At 71.0% G+C, this 25,450-nt stretch carries 22 protein-coding genes; 9 read left to right on the forward strand and 13 right to left on the reverse strand.

All coding sequences use genetic code 11. The annotated features are described in order from the left end of the window. Positions 1-206: 206 nt before the first annotated feature. Together ACIOD2_RS41030 and ACIOD2_RS41035 are read right to left on the reverse strand one after the other, a co-directional pair. Positions 207-1,298: a hypothetical protein gene (locus ACIOD2_RS41030; RefSeq protein WP_400550695.1), complete on the reverse strand. Its 1,092-nt coding sequence runs from the start codon at positions 1,296-1,298 to the stop codon at positions 207-209. Between the two features lie 19 nt (positions 1,299-1,317). After that, a complete protein-coding gene (locus ACIOD2_RS41035; RefSeq protein WP_400550697.1) occupies positions 1,318-1,698 on the reverse strand; it encodes a hypothetical protein in 381 nt (126 codons plus the stop codon). 331 nt (positions 1,699-2,029) lie between these two features. Between ACIOD2_RS41035 and ACIOD2_RS41040 the strand changes: the two genes are divergently transcribed. After that, positions 2,030-2,512, forward strand: a complete 483-nt coding sequence (locus ACIOD2_RS41040) for a hypothetical protein (RefSeq protein WP_400550699.1) — start codon at positions 2,030-2,032, stop codon at positions 2,510-2,512. A 111-nt stretch (positions 2,513-2,623) separates the two neighbouring features. Here the strand turns inward: ACIOD2_RS41040 and ACIOD2_RS41045 are convergent, their stop codons facing one another. Beyond that, positions 2,624-3,589, reverse strand: coding sequence for an NAD(P)-dependent alcohol dehydrogenase (locus ACIOD2_RS41045; protein ID WP_400550701.1), 966 nt, complete (start codon positions 3,587-3,589; stop codon positions 2,624-2,626). Between the two features lie 106 nt (positions 3,590-3,695). Between ACIOD2_RS41045 and ACIOD2_RS41050 the strand changes: the two genes are divergently transcribed. Continuing rightward, on the forward strand, positions 3,696-4,328 hold the full coding sequence (locus tag ACIOD2_RS41050; RefSeq protein ID WP_400550703.1) for a TetR/AcrR family transcriptional regulator: 633 nt from the start codon (positions 3,696-3,698) through the stop codon (positions 4,326-4,328). Positions 4,329-4,517: 189 nt separating this feature from the next. On the opposite strand, the gene ACIOD2_RS41055 is transcribed toward ACIOD2_RS41050, so the two are convergent. Beyond that, positions 4,518-5,426 carry an alpha/beta hydrolase family esterase gene (locus ACIOD2_RS41055; protein WP_400550705.1) on the reverse strand — a complete coding sequence of 303 codons (909 nt, stop codon included), beginning with the start codon at positions 5,424-5,426 and terminating at the stop codon, positions 4,518-4,520. 82 nt (positions 5,427-5,508) lie between these two features. On the opposite strand from ACIOD2_RS41055, the gene ACIOD2_RS41060 reads away from it, so the two are divergent. After that, a complete protein-coding gene (locus ACIOD2_RS41060; protein ID WP_400550707.1) occupies positions 5,509-6,081 on the forward strand; it encodes a TetR/AcrR family transcriptional regulator in 573 nt (190 codons plus the stop codon). A 342-nt stretch (positions 6,082-6,423) separates the two neighbouring features. Then, positions 6,424-10,137, forward strand: coding sequence for a S8 family serine peptidase (locus tag ACIOD2_RS41065; protein WP_400550710.1), 3,714 nt, complete (start codon positions 6,424-6,426; stop codon positions 10,135-10,137). Here the strand turns inward: ACIOD2_RS41065 and ACIOD2_RS41070 are convergent. The 3 genes from ACIOD2_RS41070 to ACIOD2_RS41080 all read right to left on the reverse strand — a co-directional run bounded on the left by ACIOD2_RS41070 (position 10,124) and on the right by ACIOD2_RS41080 (position 15,764). Continuing rightward, complete coding sequence (locus tag ACIOD2_RS41070) at positions 10,124-11,158, reverse strand: helix-turn-helix domain-containing protein (protein ID WP_400550712.1); 1,035 nt, start codon at positions 11,156-11,158, stop codon at positions 10,124-10,126. The two genes, ACIOD2_RS41065 and ACIOD2_RS41070, sit on opposite strands and share 14 nt — an antisense overlap. Before the next feature lie 147 nt (positions 11,159-11,305). Next, positions 11,306-15,091, reverse strand: a complete 3,786-nt coding sequence (locus ACIOD2_RS41075; protein WP_400550714.1) for a PKD domain-containing protein — start codon at positions 15,089-15,091, stop codon at positions 11,306-11,308. Positions 15,092-15,374: 283 nt separating this feature from the next. After that, positions 15,375-15,764: a hypothetical protein gene (locus ACIOD2_RS41080; protein WP_400550716.1), complete on the reverse strand. Its 390-nt coding sequence runs from the start codon at positions 15,762-15,764 to the stop codon at positions 15,375-15,377. 350 nt (positions 15,765-16,114) lie between these two features. On the opposite strand from ACIOD2_RS41080, the gene ACIOD2_RS41085 reads away from it, so the two are divergent. After that, the gene (locus ACIOD2_RS41085; protein WP_400550718.1) at positions 16,115-16,444 is read left to right on the forward strand and encodes a putative quinol monooxygenase; all 330 of its coding nucleotides are present in this window, start codon (positions 16,115-16,117) and stop codon (positions 16,442-16,444) included. Positions 16,445-16,456: 12 nt separating this feature from the next. Here the strand turns inward: ACIOD2_RS41085 and ACIOD2_RS41090 are convergent, their stop codons facing one another. After that, positions 16,457-17,140 carry a response regulator gene (locus ACIOD2_RS41090; protein ID WP_400550720.1) on the reverse strand — a complete coding sequence of 228 codons (684 nt, stop codon included), beginning with the start codon at positions 17,138-17,140 and terminating at the stop codon, positions 16,457-16,459. Continuing rightward, positions 17,137-18,330: a sensor histidine kinase gene (locus ACIOD2_RS41095; RefSeq protein WP_400550722.1), complete on the reverse strand. Its 1,194-nt coding sequence runs from the start codon at positions 18,328-18,330 to the stop codon at positions 17,137-17,139. Before ACIOD2_RS41095 ends, ACIOD2_RS41090 begins: the two co-directional genes overlap by 4 nt. 108 nt (positions 18,331-18,438) lie before the next feature. On the opposite strand from ACIOD2_RS41095, the gene ACIOD2_RS41100 reads away from it, so the two are divergent. After that, positions 18,439-20,400: an alpha/beta hydrolase gene (locus ACIOD2_RS41100; RefSeq protein WP_400550724.1), complete on the forward strand. Its 1,962-nt coding sequence runs from the start codon at positions 18,439-18,441 to the stop codon at positions 20,398-20,400. Between the two features lie 22 nt (positions 20,401-20,422). After that, complete coding sequence (locus tag ACIOD2_RS41105; protein ID WP_400550726.1) at positions 20,423-20,896, forward strand: SRPBCC family protein; 474 nt, start codon at positions 20,423-20,425, stop codon at positions 20,894-20,896. A gap of 6 nt (positions 20,897-20,902) precedes the next feature. On the opposite strand, the gene ACIOD2_RS41110 is transcribed toward ACIOD2_RS41105, so the two are convergent. Genes ACIOD2_RS41110 through ACIOD2_RS41125 form a run of 4 tightly spaced genes read right to left on the reverse strand, consistent with a single transcriptional unit; the run spans position 20,903 to position 24,120 of the window. Then, a complete protein-coding gene (locus tag ACIOD2_RS41110) occupies positions 20,903-21,274 on the reverse strand; it encodes a MerR family transcriptional regulator (RefSeq protein ID WP_400550728.1) in 372 nt (123 codons plus the stop codon). 34 nt (positions 21,275-21,308) lie between these two features. Then, positions 21,309-22,436, reverse strand: coding sequence for an LLM class flavin-dependent oxidoreductase (locus ACIOD2_RS41115; protein WP_400550730.1), 1,128 nt, complete (start codon positions 22,434-22,436; stop codon positions 21,309-21,311). Beyond that, complete coding sequence (locus ACIOD2_RS41120; RefSeq protein ID WP_400550732.1) at positions 22,433-23,068, reverse strand: NADPH-dependent F420 reductase; 636 nt, start codon at positions 23,066-23,068, stop codon at positions 22,433-22,435. Before ACIOD2_RS41120 ends, ACIOD2_RS41115 begins: the two co-directional genes overlap by 4 nt. Continuing rightward, positions 23,065-24,120, reverse strand: coding sequence for an LLM class flavin-dependent oxidoreductase (locus tag ACIOD2_RS41125; RefSeq protein WP_400550734.1), 1,056 nt, complete (start codon positions 24,118-24,120; stop codon positions 23,065-23,067). The genes ACIOD2_RS41120 and ACIOD2_RS41125 overlap by 4 nt, the downstream gene beginning before the upstream one ends. 119 nt (positions 24,121-24,239) lie before the next feature. Between ACIOD2_RS41125 and ACIOD2_RS41130 the strand changes: the two genes are divergently transcribed. Both ACIOD2_RS41130 and ACIOD2_RS41135 read left to right on the forward strand, forming a co-directional pair. Next, positions 24,240-24,683, forward strand: coding sequence for a MarR family winged helix-turn-helix transcriptional regulator (locus tag ACIOD2_RS41130; protein ID WP_400550736.1), 444 nt, complete (start codon positions 24,240-24,242; stop codon positions 24,681-24,683). A 57-nt stretch (positions 24,684-24,740) separates the two neighbouring features. Further along, entirely contained in the window at positions 24,741-25,262 is a 522-nt protein-coding gene (locus ACIOD2_RS41135) for a hypothetical protein (protein ID WP_400550738.1), read from the forward strand. The last annotated feature ends 188 nt before the right edge of the window (positions 25,263-25,450 follow it).

Genomic DNA, 25,450 nt, shown 5'->3' on the forward strand with positions numbered 1-25,450 from the left:
ATCGTGGCCAGGAGCGGTCGGCGGGGTGTTGGTGCGACACGGTCTGCGAGGTTCGTCATGCCGTCAGGCTGAGCGGCCTCGCTGACCGTTCACTGTTCGCCCGCTGACAGGACCGCACGCCGATCGTCAGCGGGCGTGACGGCTCGCGTCGATCTCCGGTGAGCTTCCCATGATCCGGCGGGCGACGTTTTCGCGGGACCCGTGGCTCAGTTCGGCAACGCGTTGAGGCCTTCCGGGAATTCCGCTTTCTGCGTTGCCGTGGTGATGACCTCGTCGAGCAGCTCGTGCAGGCGCTTCGTCAGCTTGGCGACACCGTCGGCCAGGACTTCGCACGTGGTGCGCGCCTCGTCGAGGTACCAGCGGAGGATGTCCACGCACGTGTGGCATCTGTTGTCGGGGATCGTGATCTTGACCGGGGTTTCCTTTTTCTCCGCCTGCTTCTCGATTTCCGAAACGACCATGGAAGCCGCCTGGATCCCGAAGGAGATGGCGTACGGGAGCCCCGGCAGGAAGCCCGCCATGGTCAGCAGCGCCGCCAAGGTCTTGACGAGGTCCCCCTCGGCGGCATCCAGGCGGCGCATCGCCGTGTGCGCCTGCGCCATGATGCCGTCCAGCTGTTCCCTGGCCGCCTTGATCAGCGCGGCGTACGCGACCAGGGTCGCCCCGAACTCGGCGTGCATCGGTGCCCGGATGTGGATGAGGTAGTTCATCAGGAGGATGAACTTCCCCAGTGCCTTGTCCTTGCCCGAACCCTCCCACTTCGTGGCATTGATCACTTCGGCCGCGCTGTTGAGTTCGGCGAAGTCGGCGAGAGCGTCGGTCACGTTTCCCGAAGGCGATTCCGTTTTCACGTTCATCGCGAACGCGAGGTTGTAGTACGCCCAGTCGATGGGGGTGACGTAGCCTTCCCCCTCCTCGGTCACCGTCCCGCCCATGGCGATGTCCTGCCCGGACAGCACCTGGGCGAACGCCATGAAGTGCTCGGGGCCGGCACCGAGGTGCTGGAGCACCGTGCGCACGAACTCCGGCTTCTCCGACGCGTTCTGCCACTGGTCGGGAGTCGCCACCCGGATCGAAGCCGGTTCGTAGACCTTGCCGGGAACGCCGAGACCGTGGAACTCGCGTTCCACCCCGTTCAACGTCCCGACGCACGGGGTCCACCCGGTGACGACGGAAACGGTGTCCAGCGCCTCCAAGTAGGCGGAGAACGGCTTGGCGTTCGGCATGTCGTTGACGTCCACCCGGACCAGCAGCGCCGGTGATTCCGCGGCGGCCGGCGGTGGCCATTCGGTTGTCATTGTTCCCCCCCTGGCTGGATCACTTCATCTTGTCGAGAATGGCTTCCAGGCGCTCTCGCGCGGCGTTGTCGGCGTCGTCGTACAGCCTGATCGCCTGCCTGACCGCTTCCGCGTGCTCGTTGATGAGGTTCACGAAGGTCTGGTCGAGGGCGAGCATCCTGCCGAACTGGGTGTTCCACTCGTGGCCGAACGACTGGTAGGCCTGCTGGAACTGGCCGGTCTCGCCTTGGTGCCCGCCGTAGAACGTGGTTCCGAGACTGGTCCCGAAGCCGCTCATCCGGTCGACCTCGGCCTGGAAGTAGGCGCTCACCTCGACCAGTTTCTGCCGCATCTGTTCCATGGTGTAGGTGTCGGCCTTGAAGCCGGCCGCGGCACTTTCCTTCTGTGCATGCGTATCCATGTGAGCCCCTCGGACATCCGGCGGGCTTTCCCCACGCCCCCCAGCGTGCCCACGATGGTAGTCCTCGTCGCCGCCGAGCGGGCACGAAACGGATATTCCGGCCTCGAAGCTCATTTCGCCGGACAAACCAGGGGAGAAACCGCCTTCCGAAGCGGGTCATCGCGGTGATACCCCGCGTTCCCCGGCGATCGGGAGCCGTCCGGCTCGCGGTGGGCGCGGGAGTCACTCGTCACCGGGAAACCGTTGCGAGCGCTCACTGTGCAGTTTGTGACTCGCCTCGCCGTGCGGCGGGTGGCTACCGTCGGAGGGAATCGACAACGGGGGAGAACCGATGAACATCTTCACGCACAACGGAATGCGAAGAATCGGGACGGCACTGGCGCTGGCGGCCGTGGCCGGCTCGGGCACCGTCGCCGCGGCCGCGCCGGCCGTGGCCGGTCAGTCGACCACGCAGGCGATCTGCAACGTGTACAACGGTTTCCGCTTCCAGCCCGCCGGGAGTACGGCCGTCTACCTGGTGATCGACGGCGAACGGCACCAAGTTCCCAACGAGGCGACCTACTTCAGGTTGTGGGCGACCTGGAACGGGATCCAGCCCAACGGTGGTGTCTGTGACCTCGGGGATCCCCTGATCGATGGGGCCTACCTCGCCCGGGAGCTGGAAACGGGCAACGTCTACCTCGTCGGCCGCCGCAAGCGCTGGATCCCGAACATGACCGTCTTCAACCAGTACAGCTTCGACCCGGCCAGGATTCGGGACGAGGGTCGCGACTACCTCCCCAGCCGAGGCCCCGACATCCCCGAACGTCTCTGAACCGGCGCTCGGTCTCACGAACTGCCTCGGGCTGGGAGCAGGTGGGTCAGGGGGCTACTCGTTCGGCCTCGAGCGCATCCTGGACGGCGTGGAAACCCTCATCCGGCGTCCCTAGTCAATCCTGACGACGTACTTGCCTTGTACGCCACCGGCTTCCAGCGCCCGGTGCGCGGCCGCCGTCTCCTCCAGGGGGAACACCTTGTCGACCGCCGGGCGGAGTTTCCCTTCCGTCACGTGCCGGGCGAGGTCGTCCAGGTCGGCCCGCAGGGGATTGCCGCTGAACGCGCGCACGCGGCCGCGTCCGTGCACCGCGCTCACCGCGATGTAGCCCAGTGATCGGACGGCCCTGGTCAGGTCGAAGGCGATGGTCACCATGCGGCCACCCGGTGCCAGCAGTCGCCGGAAGCTCGGGAGGTCGGTGCCGACGGTGTCCAGGACCACGTCGAACCGGCCCAGTTCCGGGAGCGGGACGGCTCGGTGGTCCAGGGCCCGCCCGGCGCCGAGCCCGCGGACGAAGTCGAGGTTGGCGGCGCGCGCCAAGGCCGTGACTTCGGCGCCGTACGCGTGTCCAAGTTGGACGGCCGTGTTGCCGACGCCGCCGGCCGCGCCGCGGACGAGGAGCCGTTCGCCGGGACGCAGCGCGGCTTTGTCCCGAAGCGCGGTCACCGCCGTGGTGGCGACCGGCAGCGCCGCGGCGTCGACCAGGTCCAGACCATCGGGCACCAGGCCGAGGCGGCCGGCCGGCACCGTGACGTACTCGGCGGCGCTGCCGAAGCCGGACGTGCGTCCCAGGACTCCCCAGACGCGGTCGCCGACCGCGAACGCCGTCGTCCCGGTACCGAGTGCGGCCACTTCGCCGGTGAGGTCCAGCCCGACGCGCTGGGGAAACTTCCGGCCGGTGAGCAGGCGGACCTTTCCGGAGCGGGCGGCCAGTTCGCCGCCGTTGACGCTGAACGCGCGCACCCGCACCAGCACCTCGCCGGGTGCCGGTTCCGGCCGGGGCACCCGGCCGACGTAGAGCACGCCGGGATCGCCGTAGCGGTCGAAGAGCACTGCTTTCATCGTGCGGTCGTTCACCGTTCTCACCTTCGTCAGGGGTACTGACCGCGAAGGTAGGCTGGCAAGTGGACGAGGTCATCCGTTTCTGCCGAGGTGAGAGAGAATGCCCGCAGCATCTTCTCGGATGCGGCCCCAGGACGCCCTGCGTGCGGACGCGCGGCGCAACCAGGAGCGCATCCTCGCCGCCGCTCGCGAGGTGTTCGCCGAGCGCGGGATCGACGCGCCGATGGCCACCGTGGCCCGGCGCGCCGGTGTCGGGGTCGCCACCCTGTACCGGCGTTTCCCGGCTCGGGACGCACTGGTGCGGGCCGCGTTCACACAGCAGATGGAGACCTGCACACGAGCCTTCACCGAGGCGCTGGCCGATCCCGATCCGTGGCGGGGGTTCCGGCGGCTGATCGAGACGATCTGCGAGCTGCAGCGGGAGGAACGGGGTTTCCCGGCCGCGTTCACCGCCGCCTTCCCGGCCGAGGCGGCGGCCCACACACGGGCCCGGACGCGGGCCGACCGGGGTCTCGCGACCCTGGTCCGCCGGGCGCAGGCGGCGGGGGAGCTGCGGGCCGACTTCCACCCGTCCGACCTCGCGGTGGTCTTCCAGGCGCACGGTGCCCTCGTGACCGCCCTCCCGGACGACGCCGCGGCGTCCCGGCGCCTGGTCGCGTACCTGCTCCAGGCCTTTCGCGCCGATGCGGCCAGCGAGCGGCTGCCGGCGCCTTCTTTGTTGTCTCTACGGGGTTTCTCGGCTCGCGCTGACTGAACTCGGCGGGGTCTGTTGTGGCGTAGTCGGTGTCTGGTTGCGTACTTGCTTCGGGCTTTTCGTGTCGATGCGGCGAGGGAGCGGTTGCCGGGTCTGTTGCGGCGTAGTCGATGTCTGGTCGCCTACTTGCTTCAGGCCTTTCGCTCCGACGCGGCGAACGAGAGGTTGCCGGCGTCTTCTTTGTTGTCCCTACGGGGTTTCCCGGCTCGCGCCGACTGAACCCGGCCGGGTCTGCCGAAGGCCGAAGAACGTGCCGACGAGGTCAGTGGTGTCGACCTCGTGACTGGTCTTGCCGAGGATCCGGGGGTTGGCGGCCGGGCCGGGGACGGTGTGGCCGCCGCCGATGATGGTGTACAGCACCACGGGTGGTTTGCCGTTCTCGAGGTAGTCCGTGCGCTCGACCGTGGTGGCGCCGCCGGCCCGGGGTTCGTGGCGGGTGGTGACGGGGTCGGCGGTGATGCCGTTGCGCTCGGCGAAGTACCGGGCGGTCCGGGGTGCGGACCAGCTGGCGCCGCCGACCTTGAACACCTGCCGCTTCCACCAGCTCATCGTGCCGCCGTCGTAGGAGATGATCGGGTCCTTCGTCCCGTGGACGAAGAGCAGGGGCAGCGGGGCCGGCGGCGTGTCCGTGGTGAGGAAGTTCTCCGGCGCGGGCATGGTCGCACCGATCACGGCCCCGCCGGCGAGGAGCCCCGGTGCCTCGTGGGCGAGCCGCATGACCAGCTGGCCGCCGTTGGAATAGCCGATCGCGAACACCCGCCGCGGGTCGATCCGGTTCCCGGCGGCGAGCTTGGTGATCATCGCCCGGGCGAAGGCGAGATCGTCCATTTCCTCGAGCCGGGCGGGAAACCGGCTTTCCCGGCGGGCGTCGTTCCAGTTCCCCCGGTAGCCGTCCGGGTAGACGACGACCGCGGTGCCGTCGGCGGCGAGCCGGTCGAAGGACTGGCCGGTGAACGCCCGGTGCTTGTCGCCGGTCTGGTGCGACCCGTGGAAAACCAGGACGAGCGCGCGGGACGCGGTGTCCTCCGCGGGCTCGACCGTGGTGAAGGTGCGGGTCCTGCCGGCTACGTCGACGCTGTCACGCGTGGTCGTGGGCATGAGGGTCCTCTCGGCCCGATGTGGATGAGCTATCCGTTTCACCGTAGCACAGGTGGATAACTCATCCGTTTATACTGTGGGCGTGACCACCACTCCGCTGCGCAAGGACGCCGCCCGCAACTGGGAGCGCATCGTCGAGACCGCCCGCCGCTACGTCGACGAGGGCAGGCCGCTGCAGCTCAACGACGTGGCCCGGGCGGCCTCCATCGGGGTCGCCACGGTCTACCGGCACTTCCCCACGCCGGAGGCACTGCTGGAAACGGTCGCCGCGCCCGCGTTGGCGGCGCTGGCGGAGCACGCCGAGCAGGCGCTGGCCGATCCCGGCGCGTGGCCGGCGTTGCGCGGGTTCCTGGCCGCGGGGATCGAGGCGCAGCTGACCGACGCGTCCCTGCCGCCGGTGTTCGCCGCCCCGGCCGACGCGCTCACGAGCACCACCGAGCTCAAGCAGCGGCTCACCGGCCGGTTCGGCCGGTTGCTGGATCGCGCGCACGCGGCGGGCGTGCTCGACCCCGGGGTGTCCGAGAGGGACCTGATGTCGCTCATGTGCGGGGTCGCTTACGCCGTGAACGTCCAGCCCGGGCTCGGCGCCGCCGAGCGCGGCGCCACCGGCCGCCGTTACCTCGACTTCCTGCTGACGGGGCTGCGACGCTCCTGAGAGGCCCCTGGAGTCAGGACTTCCTGCGGCAGCAGGCCACGAATCGCGGCGATGGTGACGGAGGCCGTGGTCAGCGCTTCCCCGGTGCCGAGCCCTTCGCGTTCCGCGAGGGAGGCCAGCAGCTGGGTCAAGGCCTCGTTCCTCAGCTACCTCAGGACCTGCCGAGCCCGGTAGGCGCGCACGCCGATGACAAAAGATGACACAAGTCTTCACACACTCGTATCTTCGGGACTCCGGGTCCACAAAGGCCGGTCCGCCGGCCGCTGACGAAGATGCGACGTGTCGTGTTTCGGACGCCGCCGACCTAGTGACGGATGACGACACCGGCGCGAGCCTGGTGCGATGCACTGGAGATCACGTGTTCTGGTCCTGGCCTGCGCCGGCACCCTGGTCGCGGGCACCGCCGGAGTCGCGAACGCGGCACCCGGCCCGCAAGCGGCACCGTCATCCGCGGCTGTGGAACGTCATTCGGTCACCCTGCTCACCGGGGACGTCGTCCAGGTCGAACGGCAGCCCGGCGGCAAGCAGGCCGCCACCATCCAGCCCGCGCCCGGCCGGGAAAACATCCGGTTCCACCAGCAGGAGATCAACGGCCACCTGAGCGTCTTCCCCGAGGACGTCGCCCCGCGGCTGGGTTCGAAGCAGGTCGACCGGACCCTGTTCGACGTCACCGAGCTGATCGCCGAGGGGTACGCCGACGAGCAGTCGAAGACGCTCCCGCTGATCCTCACCTACCGCAAGGGCGCCGACCTCCGCGCCAAGGAGGCCGCCCCGGCCGCCGCCGAGCTGGGCGCGACGCTGAGCAGCGTCAACGGCCGTTCCGCGCGGGCCAGCAAGGCCGGTGCCACCGCGTTCTGGACGTCGTCGGCGGGCAGCGCGATCGAGCGGATCTCCCTGGACCGCAAGGTCCGCGCCTCCCTCGACCGGAGCGTTCCGCAGATCGGCGCGCCCGAGGCGTGGGCCGCGGGCTACGACGGCACCGGCACCACGGTCGCCGTGCTCGACACCGGCTACGACCCGACCCACCCCGACCTCGCCGGTCGGGTGAGCGAGGCAGTCAACTTCACGACCAGCCCCGACACCACCGACCACTTCGGCCACGGCACGCACGTCGCCTCGACGATCGTGGGCTCCGGCGCCGCGTCGGGCGGCAAGCTCAAGGGCGTCGCGCCGGGCGCGAAACTGCTCGTCGGCAAGGTGCTCGACGACGACGGCTTCGGTTACGAGTCCTGGGTCCTCGCCGGGATGGAGTGGGCGGCGCACTCCGGCGCCAAGGCGGTCAACATGAGCCTCGGCGGCGGCCCGACCGACGGCACCGACGAGCTCAGCCTCGGGCTCGAGGCGCTCAGCGCGCAGACCGGCACGCTCTTCGTGGTGGCCGGCGGCAACGACGGCGAACTGGGCGCGTACACGATCGGCTCGCCGGGCACCGCCGAAGCCGCGCTGACCGTCGGCGCGGTCGGCCGGGACGAGAGCCTGGCGCCGTTCTCCAGCCGCGGCCCGCGCCTCGGCGACAACGCCGTCAAGCCCGACATCACCGCGCCCGGCGTCGGCATCGTCGCCGCCCGCGCCGCGGGGACCGCCATGGGCGACGTCGTCGACGACCACTACACCGCCGCCTCCGGCACCTCGATGGCGACGCCGCACGTGGCGGGCGCCGTGGCGATCCTCGCCCAGCAGCACCCCGACTGGACGGGCAGCCGGCTCAAGGACGCGCTGGCCAGCACTTCCCTGACCGCCGCCGGGCTTTCGGTGTTCGAGCAGGGCGGTGGCCGGGTCGACGTGGCCCGTGCGGTGAAGCAGAAGGTCTTCGGCACCGGCACGCTCAACCTCGGCGCGGTCGAGGACGGCCGGGCGCCGGTGTCCAAAGTGGTCACCTACACCAACGCCGGCACCACGCCGGTCTCGCTGAAGCTCGCCCTCGACGCGAAGTCCCTGGCCGGCGTTCCCGCCGCGGACGGGATCCGCGTCGACAAATCCACTGTGGACGTTCCGGCCGGTGGCCAGGCGACCGTCACGATCACCGGCGACCCGGCGAAACTGGCGGCGGGCACCTACAGCGGGCGGCTCACCGCGACCGCCGACGGGGTGGTCGTGCACACCGCGCTCGGCGCGGACAAGACCGCGCCGAAGCACAAGGTCACCATCACCGCCCTCGACCTGCAGGGCAAACCCGCCCTCGTGCCGTGGCTGCTGGTGTACGGCGAGGACTACCGCTTCGACGTGAACACCGCGATGGCGGGCAGCATGACGACCGAGCTCGGCGCGGGCGTGTACTACCTGACCGCACAGGTCAACGGCGTCCAGAGCAGTGACTACGTCTACCAGGTCGTCCAGCCGGAGATCCGGGTCACCGGCGACACGACGATCGTGCTGGACGCCCGCAAGGCGGTGAAGGTGCAGATCGAGACCCCGAAACCGTCGGAGCAGGCGGGGATCTGGAGCTACTACACCTACCGGGAACTCGGTTCGCGCAAGATCGCGAACTACGCCATGCAGTTCGACTACACCCGCGAACTCTGGGTCACCCCGACGCCGAAGGTGACGACCGGGGCCTTCGAGTTCGGCTCCCGCTGGTCGAGGATCGCGCCGCCGTTGACGGCGAACGTCCTGGGCGGCCGTGATCCGCTCACGACCCGCTACCTCGCCGGCTCGCCCAAACTGGACGGCTGGAGACTGCTGCAGGCCGTGTCCGCGGGTGCGGGCAAACCGGCGGACTTCAAGAAGGCGAACGTGCGCGGGAAGGCCGCGATCGTCGACCCGGACCCGGCGGACTACAACCGCGACGAGGTCTCCCGCGCCGCCGCGGACGCCGGGGCGACGATGGTCTTCATCACCGTGCCGGACGGCTGGGGCACCGCCGCGGTGCCGTCGGTCAGCGCGGCGCCGTACCTGACGATCCCGACCGTTCAGCTCGACCGGGACGACGGCCTGGCGCTCCTCGCAAAGATCAAACGCTTCCCGACTTTCCTGAACCTGCAAGGGATCGCGGTCAGCCCGTACCTCTACGACGTGGTGCAGACCGAGCGCGACCGGATCCCGGAGAAGCTCGTCCACCAGGTCACCGCGGCGAACACCGCGACCGTCACCACCCACTACCGCCAGACCGGCAGCGGCGGTGAGGCCAAGGAACAGCGGTTCGCGTGGAAGCCGTGGCAGGACTTCGCCGTCAACGAGTACCAGCGGTACGTGGCGACGCCCTCGACCCGGGAGGAGTACGTCAGCTCCGGGGACATCCAGTGGCAGCACCGGGTCAAGCACGGCCTGGTCTGGGACAACGACTCACCGCTCGACGGCGGCATGACCTCGGCGCCGCGCACCTACACGGGCAAGGAAAACCTGACCGAGGACTGGTTCGCGCCGGTCGTCCGGCCCGCCATTCCGAAGGGCGTGCCCGGCATGGACTCGACGCGTGAGGGCGACAACCTCAAGATCCAGATCCCGGAGTTCGTCGACAGCCAGACCGGGCACTACGGCTTCAACGAGGGTGACGACCAGACCGCCCCGGCCGTCACGTCGGCGAAGCTGTTCCGTGACGGCAAGCTCGTGTCGGAACAGCCGTACGCGTTCGGGTCCTTCCCCGCGGGCGCGGACCCGGCGACCTACCGGCTCGACCTGTCGGTCCGGCGCGATTCGCCGGAGTGGCTGTTCGGCACCAGCACGCAGACGTCGTGGACGTTCCGCTCGGCAAGATCGGCAGGGTCGGCGGCCCCGGCGCTGCTTCCGTTGCTGCAGCTGGACTACGCGGTGGACGCCGACGCCGGCAACCGGCTCCCGGCCGGCCGCCGGGCCGAGATCGGCCTGACCGCGCGGTTCCAGGACGGGATGGCCGCGCCGGACGTGCGGTCGATGAAGGCCTGGGCGTCCTACGACGACGGCAAGACCTGGCGCGCGGTCGAGGTCAAGCGCACCGGGAAGTCCTATGTGGCCAGGATCGACCACCCGTCGCTCGGGGCCACGAACAAGTACGTCGCGTTGCGGGTGCAGGCCACCGACAACGCGGGTGACACCGTCGACCAGACGGTGCTCCGGGCGTACGGGCTCAGCTCGAAATAGTGTCGGGTATGGGCCCCGGGTGCCTTCCGCCGGTTCGCGGCAGGAGGTGCCCGGGGCTCGGCTCGTCCAGCCAGCCGAGTTTGCTGGCCTGCCAGGCCAGCTGCATCCGGGTGCGGGCGTTGACCCGGCGCATCAGGTCCTGCAGGCGCCGCTGGACGGTCCGGTAGCTGACGTCGAGCTGCGTCGCGATCGACTTGTCGCTGACGCCGCCGATGAGCAGGGACAGCAGCCGCCGCTCGTCCGGGTCGAGGTGGCTCGCGGGCGCGGTGTCGCCGATCCGCAGCGGCGACGCGCGTTCCCAGTAGACCTCGAACAACGCGACCAGCGCGGACAGCAGGCTGCTCTCGCGGACGAGCGCGGCGGTGGGCTCGCCCGTGCTGTCGTGGCTGACCAGCGGGCACAGCGCCACCGAGCGGTCGGAGATGGCCAGGCGCACCGGCAGCTTCGAGATCGAGCGGGCGATCTCGCCACCCTCGATGCCCTCCAGGACGTTGACGATCCGGCCGGGTTCCTCCAGCAGGCCGGTCTCGTAGATCACGCGGTACTGCACGCCGCGGGCCTGCGCCAGCGCCTCCTCGACGTTCTCCGACGCCGCCATCGCGACGTTGCCCTCCAGGCAGAACCACAGCGACTCTTCGCGGGCGCCGCGCTGGATGGCGAGGGCCTGTCGCCGGATCGCGTCCACCCCGGTGACGACCTCGACGAGCTGCGCGGAGTCCCGCCGCCGCGCGCTGCCGCGGTACTCCTCGGCGAGCTGGGTCACCGCGGCCCGGGCGGCCTCCAGCTTCTCCTGGCCGTGCACCAGCAGCGGGCCGAGCGAGACGTCCGGCGGCGCGGACGCGTAGTGCTCGTCGATCCGGTTGACGAGCCCCTTGACCAGCAGGACCTCCAGGATCGGGTCCACCTCGCCGCGGCTCACGCCGAGCTTGCCCGCGATCTCCTCGGGCGCGGTCCGGTAGCCGCCGACGATCACGCGGTAGACCCGCTCTTCGTCGGGAGTCATGCCCAGCGCTTCCAGCACAGTGCCTCCTGGCCACACGCGGCGACGGGTTTCCCATCGGCGCTGACGGCTTGTTGACAACGTACAACGCGGGCGCAAACGGGTGAACGGGTACGACCACGCACCCTGCCGGCCGGCGGCCGGCAGGGTGCGCGGGTCAGGTTCGGGTCAGAAGCCCATGCGGCAGCCCGACAGGATGATCTCCTGGCCCAGCAGCGTCACCACCCGGACCGAGTACTGCGCGAGCTGGCCGTTCGGGCCCGCGACGGTCTGGTTGGCGTAGACCGTCGCCACGCCGGGGATCCCGATGGTGACCGGCGCCGTGCCGATGACCTGGCCGTTGATCTTGCCGACCCGAGACGAGCCGGACAGGCCCTGCTCGTTCGCGACGCAGCTCGTCTCGATGTCCGTGACGCTGATCAGCCCGCCGAGCAGGCTGGCCCCGGACACCGTCGCCGAGGCGTTGGTGCGTCCCGTGGCCACGTCGAGCGTGCACTGCGCGTGCAGCGCGTTCACGGACGCGAGACCGAGCACGTTCACCGACGCCGTGGTCTTGTCCGAGCTCGGCGGGCAGCCCGCCAGCGGCGTCTTCGCCACGGTGACCAGCCCGGACGCGCTGATCGCCCACGCCTCCGCGTTGACGAACAAGACCACCTTGACCGTGGCCGTCCCGATCCCGCCGTCGTCGTCGGTGACCTTCACCGTGACCGTGTGCGCGCCGATGCCCGTGTAGGCGTGCGACGCGCTGCAGGTGCCCGAACCCGCACCCTGGGCGACCGTCCCGGTGGCGACGGGGCTGCCGTCACCGAAGTCGATCGTGCAGGTGTGCGTGTCGTGCTTCCCGGCGTCGGTGAACGGCGCCGTGAAGGTCACCGGGGTCCCGCGGGTGACGTTCGCCCCGTTGACCGGCGCGGTGATCGTCACGACCGGGGCGACGTTGGCCAGCGTGAGAGTCGTGGTCTTGACGACGTCCGGGTGCAGGCTGTCGTTCGCGCTCAGGGTGAGCGTGAAGACCCCGTCGTCGTCACAGGTCACCGTCGTGGCCGGCGCGGCCGCGTTGCCGAACGCGCACGTCGTCCCGCTGTCCACGCCGGACGCGGGGGCGATGCTCCAGTGCGTGGTCAGCACCGGGCCGTCGGGGTCGGTGACCCCGCCGGTGAGCGGCACCGCGCCGCCCTCGTTCCCGGTGTACGGACCGCCGGTCGTGACCACCGGCGGGGCGTTGACGACGATCCGCACCGTCGCGGTGCCTGCGCCGCCGTCGTCGTCGGTGACCTTGACCGTGATCGTGTACGTCCCCGAAGCGGCGTACGCGTGCGACGCCGTGCAGGCGCCCTGCGCGACCGTCCCGGTGACGAGCGGACCGCCGTCGGCGTAGTCCACCGTGCAGGTGTGCGTGTCGTGCTTGCCCGCGTCGGTGAACGGCGCGGTGACGGCCACCGGAGCGCCGGGGCCGAACACCTTGTCGGCCGTCGGCGCGGTGATGCCCACGACCGGCGCCACGTTGGCCAGGGTGAGCGTGGTCGTCTGGACGACGGCCGGGTGCAGGCCGTCGTTCGCGCTCAGGGTGAGCGTGAAGACGCCGTCGTCGTCACACGTCACCGAGGTGGCGAGGGCGTCGGCGTTGCCGAACACACAGGCCGTCCCACTGTCCACACCGGACGCCGGGGCGACGCTCCAGTGCACCGTTGACGGCGGCCCGTCCGGATCGACGACCGTCCCGCCGAGGGACACCGCGGCACCCTCGTTGCCCGCGTACGGGCCGCCGGGCACGACCACGGGCGGGTCGTTGACGATGATCTTGGCCACGGCGGTCGCGGAACCGCCATCATCGTCGGTGACCTTCACCAGCACGTTGTACGTGCCGGAAACCGGGTAGCCGTGCGAAGCGGTGCAGGTGCCCGAACCCGGGCCCTGCGCGACCGTGCCGGTGGCGATCGGGCTGCCGTCGGCGTAGTCCACGGTGCAGGTGTGCGTGTCGTGCGCCGAGACGTCCGTGAACGGCGCGGTGACGCCGACCGGTGCGTTGTGGGCGAACACCGTGTTGTCCGCCGGCGCGGAGATCGTCACGTGCGGGGCGACGTTGCTCAGCGTGAGCGTTGTCGTCTTGACGACCGGCGCGGCGACGCCGTCGGACGCCGTCAGGGTGAGCGTCCAGACGCCGTCGTCGTCGCAGGTGACGGTGGTGGACAGCGCATCGGGGTTGCCGAATGCGCAGGCCGCGCCCGGGTCGACGCCCGAGGCCGGGGCGATCGTCCAGTGCGTGGTCAGGTCCGGCCCGTCGGGGTCGGTGACGGTGCCCGCGATCTCGACCGCGGTGCCCTCCTGTCCGGAGTACGGGCCGCCCGCGGCGACCACCGGCGCGGCGTTGGTCACGACGTGGGTCACCGCCGTGCCCGCCGCGCCGTCGTCGTCGGCGACCCGCGCGGTGATGGTGTGGCTGCCCGACGCGGAGTAGCTGTGGCTCGCCTGGCAGGTCGTGCCGGTGATGGTGCCGGGCACGGGCGGGCCGCCGTCACCGAAGTCCACGGTGCAGGTGTGCGTGTCGTGGCTGCCCGGGTCCGTGAACGGCGCGGTGACCGCGACCGGGGTGCCGGGGCTCACCAGCGCGCCGTCGGCCGGCGCGGTGATGGTGACGGCCGGGGCGACGTTGGCCACGGTGACGGTGGTGGTCTTCACCACCGGCGGGTTGACGCCGTCGTCCGCAGTCAGCGTCAAGGTGAAGACGCCGTCGTCGTTGCAGGTCACCGTGGTCGACAAGGTGTTCGCGTTGCCGAACGCGCACGCGGTGCCCGGGTCGACGCCGGAGGACGGCGCGATGGTCCACGTCGTGCCGACGCCGGGGTTGTCCGGGTCGGTCGCGGTGCCCGTGATCGGCACGGCCGAGCCCTCGTTGCCGGAGTACGGGCCGCCCGCCGAGACCACCGGGGGTCCGTTGATGACCACGTGGGTGCAGTCGGTGACCGCACCCGCACCGCCGCCGTCGGTGCCGGCCGCGGTGACGCACAGTTCGTGCGTGCCGGCCCCGAGCGCCGGGGTGGCGACGGTGAAGCTCACCGACGCCGGGCCGGTCTGCGGCAGCCCCGGGGTGACGTTGGTGACCGGGATCAAGCCGCCGCCGTCGACCTTCAGGGTCAGGCCGGTCAGCTTCGCGCTGATCAGGCCGGGCACCACGTTCGGCAGGTTCGCCGGGTCGGGGACCGCGGTGCAGGTGCCGTGGGTGAGGTCCGCGATCGCCTGCAGGCTGGCGTTGTAGCTGGTGCCGGCGCAGCTCGCCCCGGCGCCCACGGCGAAGGTGTAGTAGGTGACGTCCGCCGGGACCGCCCCCGCGGCCGGCCGCACGTCGCCCGTGGCGAGACCGTCCGACATGAACACGACGATCTTGCGGGCTTCGGCCTGGGCGTTGGTGACGGTGGTCGCCGAGCCGATGCCCGCGATGTAGTTGGTGCCGCCGCCGACGTTCTTCGCGGTGAACTGCCCGATGCCGCCGATGGCCGCCGAGTTCAGCACCTCGTCGATGTCCCGGGTGCCGTTGGTGTTGGCGTCCGTGGCGGGGCCGGTGAGCAGCTGGTCCCCGGCGGCCGGCACGACGTCCGCGGGCGCGGCGTCCGAGCCGAACACGACGGCGCCGACGTGCCCGACGACCGTGTTCGGGGCCGCCGCGTTGGTGTTGAGGTTCTTGCCCGCGATGACCTCGCAGCCGAGCACGTTGGTGCTCGAACAGGTCGAGGCCGTGCTGCCGGAGACGTCCAGCACGTAGGTCAGCGCGGTGTCCTTGACCGCGACCCCGGTGCCGATCGACGCCGTTCCGGTGACCGTCACCGGTCCGGGCGGGACGACGGCGTTGTCGGCGGGCCCGGTGATGTCCACCGCGATGCTCGTCCCGCCGGGGAGGTTTCCGTTCACGGCGTTCGCCGGGACGGAACTCGCGAGCAGCGCCGCGATTCCTGTCACTCCGGCGCACGCCCATAGCCTGCGTCTCATTCGTCTCACGCTTCTTTCACTGGTTTCACTGGTTGAGGATGCGGTGTGAAAATCGCGTTAAACGAACGGAAAGTTACTACGCTGATTCAGTGAGTTATTTGTGGGGCCGTTCGAGTACTTTTTGTTTTCCGTCGAACGGAGCAATGACCAATCATTTGCGTTGTTTTTTGGTGCGGCCGGGTGGGCCGTCCGGTTCGGTTCCGCGCTGTGGTCTTTCACCGAGGAGTGAGAGCGCGGTGCGCACCGTGCGGTTTCAGCGCCAGCCGAGTTCGGCCAGCTGTTCCGCGGCCTTGCCCACGGGCCAGAAGCTCACCTTCTCCAACCGGCCCGACTCCGTCCGGAACTTGAAGCCGCGGCTGTACGGCCCGCGCACCCGGCGCACGCCGGTCACCTCGGCGCGGGCGATCCGGATCGGCATCAGGGTCTGGACGCGCAGCTCGATCTGGTTCCGTCCGACCAGCAACCTGGCGAACGGCCACGTCACGCTGATGCCGTTGACCCGGGCCCCGCCCCGCAGGACGAGGTCGTAGTCCTCGTCCCGCAGCGCGGCGATCTCGCGCGCGAACTCCGGGGCCGGCGGCGGGACCTGGCCGACACCGCCGGACTTCTCCCGCCGCCGGCCCTCGACGAACACCGTCGTCACCAGGAGAGCGCAGATCGCCAGCAGGACGATCCCCAGTTCCGCGTGGGGCTCATCGGCGAAGTATCCCAGCCGGCCGGCCGCGCCGGAAGCGCTGCCGTAGCAGCTCTGACCTGGTCGAGGCGGCCCCCGGCCTTGGTGGAGCGGCTGGAGACGATCAAGCGCGGGCTCGCCCAGGCGACGGGTGCCGCGAACGGGTCGTCGACCTTCTGTGGGAAGGCATGCGCGTTCATTCCGCGAAAGCCCGTAAGGCACTTACGGCCGGTGATGGTCGTCACCAAACGCTTCAGCTGACATTGGTGTCAGCTCGTACCTTCGATCGCCTCAGCCACCAGCGATTTCGAAGGAGTTCCGTGAGCGCGAACCATGCGGTCGTCAACGTCGTCACCCTGGTCGTCGAGGAAGGGCACGAGGACGAGGTGGAGCGGGCGTTCCGCGTCGCGGTCCGCGCCGTGCACGGTGAGCCCGGCTGCGAGCTCTACGCCCTGCACCGCGATCCGCGGTCGCGCTCGACGTTCGTGCTGATCGAGAAGTGGGCTTCGGCCGAGGCGCTGCGGGAGCACGAGAAGGCACCGGCACTGGCCGCGCTCACGGCCGCGATCGGCGGGCTGTTCGCCGCGCCGCCGACCATCCGGACCGTCACCCCGCTGCCGGAAGGCGACGAGCACCTCGGGCGGCTGTGACGGCCAGCGCGTTCACAAGCCCGAGGTGTCGTGGGGCTCGATCAGGCCGTGGTGGTGGCCGAAGCGCACGGCGTGCACCCGATCCCGGAGACCGAGCTTGGCCAGTACGCGCGAGACGTGCGTCTTGACGGTCTGCTCACCGACGTAGAGCTGCTCGCCGATTTCGGTGTTGGAGAAACCGGTGGCCATCAGCAGGAACACCTCGCGCTCGCGCGCGGTGAGCCGTTCCAGGCCGGGGGCCCGGTCCCGGTCCGGGACGGCCGGGGCCAGCGCGTCGGCCAGCCGCGGGGCGAGGCGGCTGGTGATCGACGGGTCGAGGTAGGTGTCACCCCGGGCGGCGACGCGGATCGCGGTCACGAGCTCTTCCGGCGGCAGGCTTTTCAGGACGAACCCGCTCACGCCCGAGGCCAGCGCCGAGCGCACGTAGTCGTCGGTGCCGAACGTCGTGAGCAGGACGATCTTCAAGGCCTGCCGCCCGGACGACATCAGCTGGCGGGCGGCGGCGAGACCGTCGAGCTTGGGCATCCGCACGTCCAGGACGGCGAGGTCCGGGTCCAGTGCGGTGACGGCTTCGACGGCGCTGTAACCGTCGCCGACGTCGGCGACGCACTCCATGTCCGGCTGGGCGTCGAGGACCGCGCGGAAACCGGACCGGAACATCGCGTGGTCGTCGGCGATCACGATGCGCAGGGTCACGATCCACCTCCCAGTGGCATGGTCACGCTCGACTCCCAAAAGTGCCCGGCGGCGCCGAAAGACGCTGTGCCACCCAGTGTTTCGACCCGCTTGCGCATCCCGTCAAGACCGACACCGAGCCCCGGGGAGCCGCCCGCGGCCGCGATCCGGTTGCGGGTGGTGAGTCCCACGTGGTCGCCGCCGTAGTCGAGTTCGACCCGGGCCGCCGTCCCGTCGCTGTGCCGCAGCGTGTTCGTCATCATCTCCTGCGCCACCCGGTAGATAGTGGTGTCGACGGCCCGCGGCAGCGGGTGCGGGTCGTTGTAGACGACGAACGTCACCTGCAGGCCGGACGACCGGACGCCGTCGAACAGGTCCGGCAGCATCGCGGTGCCGGGCTGCTCCGGGGACCGATCACCTTCGTGCAGCAGGGAAAGCAGCCGCCGCAGGTCGACCATCGCCGCCTGGCTGGACTGCTCCACCGCGGTCAGCGAGGTGCGCACCGAGCCGTCGGCCGGCACCGGCACCGCCGCGAGGTTCAGCCGCGCCGCCGTGGCGTGGACGCCGATCGCGCTGACGTGGTGGGAGATGACGTCGTGCAGGTCGACGGCGATCGTCTCGCGTTCCTTGGCCACCGCCGCGGCCACCTCCGCCTGCGCGTCCCGCAGCGCCGCCTCCCGCTGGTGGCGCAGTTCGTCCACATGCGCCTTGCGCGCCGTCGTGTACCGCCCGACCAGCCACGGCAGCAAGGCGTTGGCGGACACGAGGGTCACCAGCGAGGCCGGCGCGGTCAGCCCGCTGATCAGCAGGGAGCACAGGACACCGCCGCACAGCACGACCAGCGCCGCGCCGGCCGGCTTGCCGCGCAACCAGGCACCGGCGCGGTAGGCGCTGACCAGCTGGCCGGCGGTGCTCGCGCTGCGGCCGGGCAGGACGAAGGCGAGCGCGGGAACCAGCAGCGCGTGCCCGAGCGCGACCCAGCCGGAGTACCGCGGCGACGACACGAGAACCGCGTCCGCGACGACGATTCCGGCCAGCAGCGCCGCGTTCCACGGTCCCGGCGCCGGCCCCCGCGTCACGAAGCTCGCCACGTCGATGACCAGGCAGAACGCGCCCACCAGCAGTGACTGGCGCGCCAGCGACCGCTCCGCCGGGTGCGTGCCCGCGCGGGCACGCACCCAGCGCACCATCTCGTTCGTGCTGCTGGACATCCGGCCATTGTGCCCGGCGCGGACCGGCCGGAAGTCACTCCCTGGAGGGACAAGCGATCACAGCCCGGTATGACGCCCTCCGGGGGCCGCCGCTCATACCGTGCCGCCATGCGCTTTCCCCCTTCCCGCCGCCGAACCGTGGTTTTCGCCGGCATCGCGGCCGTCCTGCTCGTGCTGAGCACCGTGATCTTCTGGCCGGACGGCACGCCCCGCGTCCCGCGCGGTGCCGCGCCGGACTCGCTGACCGTCCAGCCCTGCACCTTCGACACGGAAGCCGGAGCTCAGGCCGCCGACTGCGGAACCCTGGTGGTCGCGGAGAACCGCACGAACCCGGCGTCCAGCCTGATCGCCCTGCCCGTCGTCCGGATCCGGGCCACCGCGCAACCGGTGGGCGAGCCGATCTTCCGGCTCGGCGGCGGACCGGGCCTGTCGAACATGGACTTCCCCCAGGCCGCCCGGCTCACCGACCACCACGACGTCGTCCTCGTCGGCTACCGGGGCGTCGACGGCTCACGGCGGCTGGACTGCCCCGAGGTGACCGACGCCCTGCAGTCGTCCGACGGGATGACCGGCGCCGACGCCCTTCCCGCCACCAGCCGGGCGTTCGGCAAGTGCGCGAACCGCCTGCAGCGCTCCGGGGTGGACCTGACCGGCTACTCGGCCGCCCAGCGCGTCGACGACATGGAATCGGCGCGCAAAGCCCTGGGCTACCAGCGGATCGACCTGGTCAGCTCCAGCGCGGGCACCCGGACCGCGACGGTCTACGGGTGGCGCCACCCCGAAGCGCTGCTGCGCTCGGCGATGATCTCGGTCAACCCGCCCGGCCACCTGCTCTGGAACCCGCGCACCACCGACTCCCAGTTCGGGCAGTACGCCGACCTGTGCCGGGCGGACGCCGCCTGCGCCGCGAAGACCCCCGACCTCGCCGCGTCCATCCGCGACGGCGTCGCCACGATGCCGTCGCGGTGGGGACCGCTGGCCATCAAGGACACCAACGTGCGGGTCCTGAGCCAGTACGCCATGCACTACAACGGAAGCGCGTCGGCCCCGAACAACGCACCCGCGGCCATCGACGCCTACCTCGACGGCGGTCCGGGCGCGAAGTGGGCGATGTCCGTGCTCGCCGACCTCGCCCTGCCGACCTCCACCGTCTGGGGAGAGTTCGCGTCCTTCTCGATGCTCGACGCCCCCGACGCGAAGCGCTATTACGCCGACGGCGGCGATCCCGGCTCGATCCTCGGCAACGCCTCGACCGACTTCCTCTGGGGCGGCCCGTCGGGCTTCTTCACCGCGTGGCCGGACAGTCCGGAGAACGCCGGATACCGCACGGTCCGGCCCAGTGCGGTCGAGACCCTGCTCATCGGCGGCGAACTCGACTTCTCGACGCCGCCGGTCAACGCGACGAAGGAGCTGCTGCCCTCGTTGTCCCGCGGGCACCAGGTGGTCCTGCCGGGCCTGGGCCACACCGACGACTTCTGGGGCCACCGGCCCGAAGCGGGCAAGCACCTGCTGACCACGTTCTTCGACACCGGCCGCGTCGACAGCTCGCAGTTCGACCGGCGTCCGGTCGACTTCGAAGCGGTGCCGCTCAGCATGTCGACGATCGCCGGGCTCCTGGTCGGGGTGACGACCGGCGGGGTGCTGCTCGGCCTGCTCGTGCTCGGCCTGCTCGCCCGGCGGCGCCACCGCCGCGGCGCACCGGGCCGCCGGGCGAGCCGGTGGGTCCGGGTGCTGACCGTGCTGCCGCTGGGCCTGGGCGGCTGGTTCCTGGGCGTCCTGTTCGCCTGGACCCTCGCGCCTTCTTGGTTCATCCTCGGTTCTGCCGTGGTGGTGCCCGGCGCCGGACTGCTGATCGGGCTCGGCGCGTACCTCGCCGCCCCGGGATCGGGCGGCCGGTTCCCCGGCGCCGTGGCCGCGGTCGCCGGCGCGCTGGCGGGCGCGGTGCTGCTGTCACTGGCCGGAACGGGGTTCGTCGTCCCGGTGCTCGGGATCGTCGGCGCCGCGCTGGGAGCGAACCTCGTCGTCGGGCTCCACGGCCGCCGTCGGCGTGCCGTGATCACCGGTCCGTGACGGCTGCGGCTAGGGTGACGGCATGAGCCGCTGGGTCGTGTCCGTCGAGCGCCGCATCGCCGCCCCGGCGGGCCGGATGTACGCACTGGTCGCCGATCCCGTGCGGCACAAGGACATCGACGGGTCCGGCTCGCTGATCGAGGCGATCGACGTCAGCTCGCCGGTCCGGCCGCTCGGCCTCGGTGACCACTTCGGCATGAAGATGGACCTGCGCGGCAAGTACGTCATGACGAGCACGGTGATCGAGGCCGTACCCGGCCGCCGGTTCGCCTGGCAGAGCCGGCCGCACGAAGACTCGGTGAAGTGGCGCCTGGTCTTCGGCGGCCGGATCTGGCGTTACGAGTTCGAGCCGGACGGCGACGGCACCCTGGTCCGGGAGAGCTGGGACCTGAGCCAGGAACCGCTGCGGCTGGTGGTCGTCCTGGGTCGCTGGGCGGCGCGCGGCGCGATGCGCCGCACCCTCGACCGGATGGCCGAGCTCGTCGAATCGAGCTGAGCGCCGCTAGCGGGTTGCCCGGAAGGTTTCGCGGTGGGCCCGGTTCGCGGCGAGGAGACCGTCGAGCGAGTCGCGGGTGTGGACGAGGTCGGCGATGTGCTGGGTCAGCCGGTCGCGTTCCTGCTGCATCCGCTCGAACGCGGCGTCCGAGTTGCCCTCACTCGGGGATTCCACGCAGGGCAGCAGATCGGCGATCGTGCGGCTGGACAGGCCGGCGTCGAACATCCGCTGGATGAAGGCCACCCGCTCGATTTCGCCGTCCGTGTAGTGCCGTTGCCCGCTGGTGCTGCGGGTGCTGGTGAGCAGGCCCTGTTGTTCGTAGTAGCGCAGGGATCGCACGCTCACCCCTGCTTGTGATGCCAGTTCGCCGATCCGCACGACGTCCTCCCGGTGGTGACCCCTGACATGAATGTCAGATCTTAGCGCGATCGGCCGCGTCGGGGGCGGTGCGCCCGTAAGCGGCGGGGCGTCCGCCGTACGGGTCGGCGTCCGTCCACAGTGTCGTGGGCGCCGCCTTGCGCACGACCGGCACGACCTCGCCGGCGAACCGTTCCAGCATCTCGAGCTGCTGCTCGTGCGGGAGCATGGTGGGCAGGCTGAACGACTGCAGGTCGTGCCGGAAGGCTTCGTGCCACCACAGGATCTTCTCGGCGATCTGCTGCGGGCTGCCGACGAGGACGGGCCCGCGGGCGATCGCGTCGTCGATCGTGGCGAACGTCATCGCGTTGCCCGGGGTGTGGTTTCCCGGCTGGTTGAAGAAGGCGACCATCTTCTCGTAGGTCGGGCCGAACGCCTCCCTCGCCTCCTGCGTGGTGTCGGCCACGTAGAGGAACCCGGCGCCGGCCGCGACGAACGCGAGCCGCGGGTCGTGGCCGTGCTCGGCGTACTGCTGCCGGTACCGCTCGATCAGGACCGTGTACTTGTCCCGCGGCTGGATCGCGTTGGCGGAGAACAGCGGGTCGCCCCACTTCGCGGCCAGCTCGGCCGACGTCGCCGTGGTGGCCGAGCCGTGCCAGATCCGGGGTGCGCCGGCGAACGGGCGCGGCAGGCTCGTGACGTCCTTCAGCGGGCCGCGGAACCGGCCTTCCCAGGTGACGTTCTCCTCGCGCCAGAGTCGCCGCAGCAGCTCGTACTTCTCCGCGAGCGCGTCCCACTGGTCACCGTTCTCGATGCCGAACATCGGCAGCTGGCGCAGCTCGTTGCCCTTGCCGATGACCAGTTCCAGCCGGCCGCGGGAGAGCTGGTCGACGGTGGCGTAGTCCTCCGCCACCCGCAGCGGGTCGTGGATCGACAGGACCGACACGCCGGTCTGGATCCGCACGCGGCTGGTCGTCGCGGCGATCGCGCCCAGCAGCACCGTGACGCCGCTGCTGAGGAACGGCCCCGCGTGGCGTTCGCCGAGCGCGACGGCGTCGTACCCGAACTCCTCTGCGTAGCGCGCCGAGGTGAGTGCCTGCGCGAACCGTTCGTCGGTGCGGACCTGGCGGCCGCTCACCGGGTTCGTCAGGTGCGGCAGGATGTCCAGAACCTGGAATTTCACGTCTCTGCTCCTTGGCCGATCATCATGCGCAGCTCGTCGGCGCCGACGTGGGCGCCGAAGGGGTCCCGTCCGGGTTCGAGCCGGACGCCGTCGGCGAGCGAACCGGCGAGGACCGGGTCGAAGCCGAACGAGTCGACCAGCCGCGCGACGGCCGCGAGATCGGCCGGGTCGTCGCCGGCGATGGCGATCGCCTTGCGGCCGTCGGCGCCGCTCGGGCGGGCGTCGGCTTCCAGGTCGTGGTAACCCATGTGGTTGAACGCCTTGACGACCCGGGACGCGGGCAGGAACGCCTGCACGATCTCGCTGGTCGAGCTGCGGAAGTCGTCGCGGATCCCGTCCGTCTCCCACCAGTAGTTCATCGCGTCGATCACCAGCTTGCCCGCGAGCGCCTCGGCGGGCAGGGCGGTGTGCTTGCCGAGCGGCAGGGCCAGGATCACCACGGACGACCGGGCGGCCAGGTCGGCTGTGGTGGTGGCCACCGCACCCGGCGTCAGCACCTCGACGGTGAGCGCGATCTTGGCCGGGTCACCCGAGCCGGAGATCAGTACCTCGTAGCCGGCGTCGAGCGCCAGCCGGGCGAGCACGGTGCCCACCTTGCCGGCGCCGACGATGCCGACGCGAACCCGGCTCATGCCGACACCTTCTTCTCGGCGAGCAGGGCACGCACCCGGGGGATGACCTCGGTGCCGTAGAGCTCGACCGCGTGCAGCCGGGCCGAGGCCGGGATGCTGCCCACGGTGTAGATGAGGTCGAAGCGGCCGACGCCGAGGGTCTGCACGGCGTCCGCGATCTTGCGCGCCACGGTGCCGGGGGAGCCGATGTACAGCGACCCTTCGGCGACCTCGGCCTCGTACTGCGCCCGGCCGATCGGCGGCCAGCCGCGCAGGGCGCCGATGCGGTCGTGCATGACGCGGTAGCGCGGCCAGAACGTTTCGACGGCTTCCTCGTCGGTGTCGGCGACGAAGCCGGGGGAGTGCATCCCGACCGGGTGCGGTGTCGTGCCGAACTGCGCGGCGGCCCGGCGGTAGAGGTCGACGTAGGAGGCGAACCGCGCGGGCGCGCCGCCGATGATGGCGAGCATGAGCGGGAGGCCGTAGCGGGCGGTGCGGATGACCGACTGGGGCGAGCCGCCGACGCCGACCCAGGTGTCGAGCCGCCCGGAGTCGGTCTTGGGGAAGACATCCGCGTTCTCGAGCGCGGCACGGGTGGTGCCCTCCCACGTGACGGGCTTCTCGTCCAGGAGCCGGGCGAAGAGGTCGATCTTCTCCTCGAACAGCACCTCGTAGTCCTGCAGGTCGTAGCCGAACAGCGGGAACGACTCCGTGAAGGAGCCCCGGCCGAGGATCACCTGGGCGCGCCCGCGGGACAGGGCGTCGACGGTCGCGAATCGCTGGAAGACCCGCACCGGGTCGTCCGACGACAGCACGGTGACCCCGGACGCGAGCTTGATCCGCTCGGTGCGGGTCGCGATGCCGGCCAGCACGGTCTCCGGCGTGGAGATGGCGTACTCCGGGCGGTGGTGCTCGCCGAGGGCGATGACGTCCACGCCGAGTTCGTCGGCCCGGACCGCTTCGGTGACGACCTGGCGGATCGCGTCACCGTGCGAGAGCAGCCGGCCGGCGTCGTCCTCCGGGACGTCGCCGAAGGTGTCGAGACCGAAGACGAGGGGTTCCGGGGTGGTCATCTTGCTCTGCCCTTCTGGCGCCGGCTGCTGACAGCGAGTAGAACAACATGACTGCGCATGTATTCCCGACGGCCTATCCTGAGGCGGAACGCGCAGCAGGAGGAGGTCGAACCGAGCCGATGGCGGGCGTCTTCCGAGTGGCGAACGAGGCGTGGGAGGCCCTGTTCCGGGCCCAGGCGACCCTGGCCCGCGAGTTCGAGCAGGCCGGGGCCTGGGGCGGCTTCGCCCCGAGCGAGTACGGCGTGCTCTACGCACTGAGCGGGCACGACGAGGGCCTGCGGATCACCGAGCTCATGGACGACGTCCTGCTCACGCAGGCCGGGGTCTCCCGGCTCGTGGCCCGCCTGGAGCACCGCGGGCTGGTCGAGCGCCGGTCCGACCCCCGCGACGGCCGGGCGTCCCGGATCGTGCTGACCGCGGAGGGCCGCTCGGTCCAGGCCCGCCTCGGCCGCGCGCACGCCCGGCACGTGGCCACCGCCATGACCCGCACGCTGACCGCCGCGCAGCTGCGGGCGCTGCGCGACCTGAGCCAGGCCCTGGTGGAAGAACCTCCCGCGTCCTGATCGGCCGTACGGCGTAGTCGCCGCGCGGCCCGCTTCGGACGGGCCGACCATGAGGGGATGAGGACGCGAGGGGGATCTCGGCGGGCTTGGGTGCTGGGGCTGCGGTTCGGGGCCGGGTTCGCGGTCGGCGTCGTGCTGATGGTGTCGACGGTGGCCCTGCCCGGCGCTCCGCTGTGGGTCGCCGTGCTGATCGGCATCGGGGCGGGCGCGGCGTTCGGTGCGGCGATGGGACCGGCGACCGCCCGTACGGAACACGAGCTGTGGCAGGCCGCCGGGGAAGAGCTGACCTGGCCGCAGTTCCGGGCCGCCGCCCGGGCCAGCCGCTCCGGCCGCGCACCGGAAGACCCCCGCCTGCGTGCGGCGGCGATCCGGCTCGGGGTCCAGCAGCTGGTGCGGCACCGCCGCCACCGCAAGAGCACCATGATCGCGTGTGCGCTGGGCGCCGGGTTCAGTGTGCTCAGCGCGGTGCTCGGCAACTGGCTCAGCCTGCTCGCCGCGGCCGGGTTCGCCGGGGTTGCGGTCGTGTACCTGCGTGAGCGCACCAAGTTGGGCAGGGCTTTGCTTCGCCTGCGCGCGTGAGGCGGGCTCGGCGGGCCCGCGTCGATTCGTTTCTGCCTGGATGCTCGGTAACGTCATGTCGGTCACCGCGGCCTGGTTCGCCGCTGGTCGTGGTCGTGTATCTGTGTGAGCGCGCCAATTTGGGCAGGGCTTTGCTTGGCCTGCGCGCGTGAGGCGGGCTCGGCGGGCCCGCGTCGATTCGTTTCTGC

The organism is Amycolatopsis sp. NPDC088138 (genome assembly GCF_044741685.1).
In the GTDB taxonomy this organism is placed as follows: Bacteria; Actinomycetota; Actinomycetes; order Mycobacteriales; family Pseudonocardiaceae; genus Amycolatopsis.

Bases quoted from the DNA above. Each gene is read 5' to 3' on its own strand.
- ACIOD2_RS41030 (WP_400550695.1), bottom strand. From the start codon at position 1,298: ATGACAACCGAATGGCCACCGCCGGCCGCCGCGGAATCACCGGCGCTG.
- ACIOD2_RS41035 (WP_400550697.1), bottom strand. From the start codon at position 1,698: ATGGATACGCATGCACAGAAGGAAAGTGCCGCGGCCGGCTTCAAGGCC.
- ACIOD2_RS41040 (WP_400550699.1), top strand. From the start codon at position 2,030: ATGAACATCTTCACGCACAACGGAATGCGAAGAATCGGGACGGCACTG.
- ACIOD2_RS41050 (WP_400550703.1), top strand. From the start codon at position 3,696: ATGCGGCCCCAGGACGCCCTGCGTGCGGACGCGCGGCGCAACCAGGAG.
- ACIOD2_RS41055 (WP_400550705.1), bottom strand. From the start codon at position 5,426: ATGCCCACGACCACGCGTGACAGCGTCGACGTAGCCGGCAGGACCCGC.
- ACIOD2_RS41065 (WP_400550710.1), top strand. From the start codon at position 6,424: ATGCACTGGAGATCACGTGTTCTGGTCCTGGCCTGCGCCGGCACCCTG.
- ACIOD2_RS41095 (WP_400550722.1), bottom strand. From the start codon at position 18,330: ATGTCCAGCAGCACGAACGAGATGGTGCGCTGGGTGCGTGCCCGCGCG.
- ACIOD2_RS41100 (WP_400550724.1), top strand. From the start codon at position 18,439: ATGCGCTTTCCCCCTTCCCGCCGCCGAACCGTGGTTTTCGCCGGCATC.
- ACIOD2_RS41105 (WP_400550726.1), top strand. From the start codon at position 20,423: ATGAGCCGCTGGGTCGTGTCCGTCGAGCGCCGCATCGCCGCCCCGGCG.
- ACIOD2_RS41120 (WP_400550732.1), bottom strand. From the start codon at position 23,068: ATGAGCCGGGTTCGCGTCGGCATCGTCGGCGCCGGCAAGGTGGGCACC.
- ACIOD2_RS41125 (WP_400550734.1), bottom strand. From the start codon at position 24,120: ATGACCACCCCGGAACCCCTCGTCTTCGGTCTCGACACCTTCGGCGAC.
- ACIOD2_RS41130 (WP_400550736.1), top strand. From the start codon at position 24,240: ATGGCGGGCGTCTTCCGAGTGGCGAACGAGGCGTGGGAGGCCCTGTTC.
- ACIOD2_RS41135 (WP_400550738.1), top strand. From the start codon at position 24,741: ATGAGGACGCGAGGGGGATCTCGGCGGGCTTGGGTGCTGGGGCTGCGG.